The 3,408-nt window shown below is 67.9% G+C and carries 1 protein-coding gene and 1 pseudogene; both read right to left on the bottom strand.

Translation table 11 applies throughout. The annotated features are described in order from the left end of the window. Positions 1-3,072: beta strand repeat-containing protein (locus GQ57_RS42870; RefSeq protein ID WP_442856775.1), on the bottom strand; the 3,072-nt coding region annotated here is incomplete at its 3' end. Between the two features lie 9 nt (positions 3,073-3,081). Continuing rightward, positions 3,082-3,291, bottom strand: a pseudogene (locus tag GQ57_RS44565) (YadA-like family protein); the annotation flags it as partial. Positions 3,292-3,408: the final 117 nt, after the last annotated feature.

Here is a 3,408-nt window from a genome sequence, read left to right as displayed (position 1 = left end):
GCCCACGCTCACCACCCCGCTTGCCGTGCCCGACAGCGTGCCGCTGCCCGGGTTGTAGTAGTTGGTGTTCGCCGCCGCCACCGTCGAGTTGTTACCCAGCACCACCGAGTTGTCCACCGCATCCGTCACGTTGTTGCCCAGCACGAACGCGTTGTTCGCGGACACCGTGTTGTTGCTGCCGACCGCGCCTGATTGCGCGCCGCTCACGACATTGTTCAGACCGAGCGCGAGCGACTGGCTGCCGCTGGCCGTCGCATGATCGCCCGCCGCGAGGCTCGACGTGCCGCTCGCGACCGCCACCGGCCCCAGCGCGGTCGCGTTGGCCGCGCTGGCCGACGCCGACGTGCCGAGCGCCGTCGCACCCGATGCGCCCGCGGACGACGCAAAGCCGAGCGCCGTGGCATTGTCCTGCGATGCGATCGCACTCGCGCCGAGCGCAGTCGATTCCGCGCCGCCAGCCGCGGCTCCCGCACCCAGCGCCGTCGCGTTGGTCGCATTCGCCGCGGCCGCCGTTCCGAGCGCCGTCGCATTCACCGCGCCGGCCGACGACGCATAGCCGAGCGCCGTGGCGTTGTCCTGCGACGCCGCCGCATTCGGGCCGATCGCCACGGCCTGCACACCGGAGGCCGACGCATGGTCGCCAGCCGCCAGGCTCGACACGCCGCTCGCGACCGCCACCGGGCCAAGCGCCGTCGCGTTCGTCCCGCCGGCCGTTGCCGCCACGCCGAGCGCCGTACCGGCCGTGCCGCTCGCCGACGCGCTGTCGCCCAGCGCGGTCGAACCCTCCCCGCTTGCCACCGCGCCGGCGCCATAAGCCGACGCTGAAAAGGCGCTCGCCTGCGCACCGTTTCCGGATGCGATCGATGCATTGCCCGACGCCACCGCGTTCGTGCCGATCGCGGTGCTCGCGGTACCGGCCGCCGATGCACCGATGCCCGCCGCCAGCGCACTGCCGCCGGTCGCGCCATCGTTGTTGTAGTTGCCCTGCTGCGTGCCACTGTCGTTCACGCTGTAGTAGTGCGTCTGGCCGGCCGCCACCGCACTCGCCAGCGATTGCAGCTGACTCACGTTCACCGCGTCCGTCGCGTTGCTGCCCGGCGCCACGTTCGTGATCTCCCGTTCGGCACCCGCCGCGCCCACGCTCACCACCCCGCTTGCCGTGCCCGACAGCGTGCCGCTGCCCGGGTTGTAGTAGTTGGTGTTCGCCGCCGCCACCGTCGAGTTGTTACCCAGCACCACCGAGTTGTCCACCGCATCCGTCACGTTGCTACCGAGTACGAATGCGTTGTTACCCGACACCGTGTTGTTGTTGCCGACCGAATACGAACCCGTCCCGCTCACCGTGCTCGGATCGCCAATCGCGCCCGCCCCCGCGCCTGTCACAACGTTGCCGGTCCCAATCGCAATCGTATTACTAGCCGTCGCCGTGTTGTTTTGGCCAATTGCGGTTGCCGACGTCAGCTGAGACGTCGTAGCATCCGTACCCACCTGGTTTCCTTGGCCGATCGCCGTGCCAGCCGTCACTGCACCAAGCACCGTGTTGCCGTCACCCATCGCCGTAACAGCGGTCGCCGCAGCACCGCTGGAATTGGTCACCGTATTATTATTCCCCGCCGCAACAATACCAGTGTTGACGGATCCGCTGCCGCTAGCAGTGATAGTGGCTCCGGTACCTAACGAAAATACATTCCAATTCTGACCGGATTGATCTGCAATAACAGCACCGCCGATGGCTGTCGTAAAAGTATTCGAACCACCGTTCTGTGCAGTCGTCGCTCCAAAGTTCAAATTGGTGAAGTCTATGTTAATGCCACCGTTGGCAGCCGCAACATTTCCACTGGTCACGAAGCCCTGCCCGTTCAGACTGTTTGCACCATTGGCTATCACGGCCGAGTTATTGGTCATAACCGTCAACTGTGTGTTCGCGCCACCATAAATAGCCAGCACTGGATTGCCTTGGCCGCTGCCAAATGCCGCAACGTTGTTATTACTGCTGCTCGCATCCGCAAATACGGTGCCTCCTACCGCCACGTTGTAGTTACCACTACCCAAGACCGACGCGCCATAGCCTATCGCAGCACTACCCACACCAGTAGCCGATGCGTTCGCACCGATCGCGATGCTTTGCGGGCCTGATGCCAAGGTTCCCGTCCCCACTGCCACGCTAGAGCTGCCGATTGCACTAGCGTTCACGCCAGCTGCCAGCGCGTCAGCTCCCGTTGCGCCGTCGTTCGCGTAGTTGCCGCCCTGCGCGCCACCGTCGTTCACGCTGTAGTAGTGCGTCTGGCCGGCCGCCACCGCACTCGCCAGCGATTGCAGCTGGCTCACGTTCACCGCGTCCGTCGCGTTGCTGCCCGGTGCCACGTTCGTGATCTCCCGTTCGGCGCCCGCCGCGCCTACGCTCACCACTCCGCTTGCCGTGCCCGACAGCGTGCCGCTGCCCGGGTTGTAGTAGTTGGTGTTCGCCGCCGCCACCGTCGAGTTGTTACCCAGCACCACCGAGTTGTCCACCGCATCCGTCACGTTGTTGCCCAGCACGAACGCGTTGTTCGCGGACACCGTGTTGTTGCTGCCGACCGCGCCTGATTGCGCGCCGCTCACGACATTGTTCAGACCGAGCGCGAGCGACTGGCTGCCGCTGGCCGTCGCATGATCGCCCGCCGCGAGGCTCGACGTGCCGCTCGCGACCGCCACCGGCCCCAGCGCGGTCGCGTTGGCCGCGCTGGCCGACGCCGACGTGCCGAGCGCCGTCGCACCCGATGCGCCCGCGGACGACGCAAAGCCGAGCGCCGTGGCATTGTCCTGCGATGCGATCGCACTCGCGCCGAGCGCAGTCGATTCCGCGCCGCCAGCCGCGGCTCCCGCACCCAGCGCCGTCGCGTTGGTCGCATTCGCCGCGGCCGCCGTTCCGAGCGCCGTCGCATTCACCGCGCCGGCCGACGACGCATAGCCGAGCGCCGTGGCGTTGTCCTGCGACGCCGCCGCATTCGGGCCGATCGCCACGGCCTGCACACCGGAGGCCGACGCATGGTCGCCAGCCGCCAGGCTCGACACGCCGCTCGCGACCGCCACCGGGCCAAGCGCCGTCGCGTTCGTCCCGCCGGCCGTTGCCGCCACGCCGAGCGCCGTACCGGCCGTGCCGCTCGCCGACGCGCTGTCGCCCAGCGCGGTCGAACCCTCCCCGCTTGCCACCGCGCCGGCGCCATAAGCCGACGCTGAAAAGGCGCTCGCCTGCGCACCGTTTCCGGATGCGATCGATGCATTGCCCGACGCCACCGCGTTCGTGCCGATCGCGGTGCTCGAGGTACCGGCCGCCGATGCACCGATGCCCGCCGCCAGCGCACTGCCGCCGGTCGCGCCATCGTTGTTGTAGTTGCCCTGCTGCGTGCCGCTGTCGTTCACGCTGTA

This window comes from Burkholderia sp. MSh2 (genome assembly GCF_000731655.1).
GTDB classification, from domain to species: Bacteria; Pseudomonadota; Gammaproteobacteria; order Burkholderiales; family Burkholderiaceae; genus Burkholderia; species Burkholderia paludis.
Note: the sequence above shows the minus strand (reverse complement) of the source record. Positions and strands in the feature narration are given on the sequence as shown.